We start from the raw sequence: 1295 nt of genomic DNA, 5'->3' as shown, positions 1-1295 counted from the left end.
AGGTACAAACCGGGCACATGGGTAACACTTTAGACCGGGCACATGGGTAACAGTTATAAATGGCATAGCAGAGGAGACTCACTATGCCCTGGAATGAGACTGTTACCATGCAACGCCTCGAATTTATCCTCGCCTGCCAGGCAGGCGAGAAATCCATGACCGAACTTTGCTGCCTTCACGGCATCAGTCGCAAAACCGGCTATAAATGGCTTAACCGCTTTAATCCTCACGAGCTCTCCTCCCTCGAAAACATCCCCCGCACACGTCATACCCAGCCCGCAAAAATCCCTCCGGATATTGCCGGACGTCTCATCCTCTTCCGTCAGCAACATCCTGACTGGGGGCCCAAAAAAATTCGCCACTGGTTCCTCAACAATAACGCTGATTTTATCGTGCCCGCTGCCAGCACCATCGGTGATTTACTGAAGGATGCAGGGATGGTTCAGCCGCGTATGAGGCGTAAACGTACGCCGGGCAACCTGCGCGACCTCACAATGCCCGTCAGGAATAACCATGTCTGGAGCGCCGATTTTAAGGGGCGCTTTCGCCTTAAAGACGGCAGCTGGTGCCGCCCCTTCACGCTCACCGACAATCACAGCCGCTATCTGCTGTCCTGTGAACCGGGCACGTCAGAGACCACGGTGTTCGTGCGCAGCTGTATGGAAAAAGCCTTCCTGGAAGGCGGACTGCCGGACGTTATCCGGACCGACAATGGCTCGCCCTTCGTCGCGCCGGGTATCCTCGCGCTGACGCAGTTGAGCGTGTGGCTGATAAAACTGGGCGTTCAGCCGGAAAGAACCACGCCGGGCTGTCCCGGTCAGAACGCCCGCCACGAGCGCATGCACCTCTCGCTGAAAACCGCGATGAGTCACCACGATGTTTTTGGCTCGCTGTCGGAGCAGCAGGCGTGGTGCAGCGGATGGCGAAATGAGTTCAATCAGGAAAAGCCGCATGAAGCGCACGGACAGCAACCGCCCGCGAAAATATGGATGCCGTCACCGCGGAAGTGGGACGGCAGGGTACCCGCGGTGAACTATCCTGCAGGCGCGAAGCTTTACAAAGTCGGTGAAAAAGGTGACCTGAGCCTGAACGGCCGGATGTTCCTGAGTGGAGCTCTCCGGGGAGAGTACGTGAGGTTCCTGGAAGTGGACGACGGAGTTGACGTCATCCTCTTCGACAGGATGATACTGGCGTATTATGACCGGGCAGAAAAACGTATTATCCGAATCGACTGACCACAAAAGTGTTACCTATGTGGTCGGTCTGATCTGTTACCCATGTGCCCGGTTGTACCT

1 protein-coding gene is annotated in these 1295 nt (G+C 56.2%); it reads left to right on the top strand.

Going from position 1 to position 1295, the window contains the following annotated elements:
* The first annotated feature begins 107 nt into the window (after nucleotides 1–107).
* On the top strand, nucleotides 108–1235 hold the full coding sequence (locus tag F3J38_RS27690; protein WP_167144538.1) for a DDE-type integrase/transposase/recombinase: 1128 nt from the start codon (nucleotides 108–110) through the stop codon (nucleotides 1233–1235).
* Nucleotides 1236–1295: the final 60 nt, after the last annotated feature.

It is taken from the genome of Candidatus Pantoea formicae, assembly GCF_011752625.1.
GTDB classification, from domain to species: Bacteria; Pseudomonadota; Gammaproteobacteria; order Enterobacterales; family Enterobacteriaceae; genus Pantoea; species Pantoea formicae.
The sequence above is the reverse complement of the archived record's forward strand: the minus strand, read 5'-3'. Positions and strand labels throughout refer to the sequence as shown.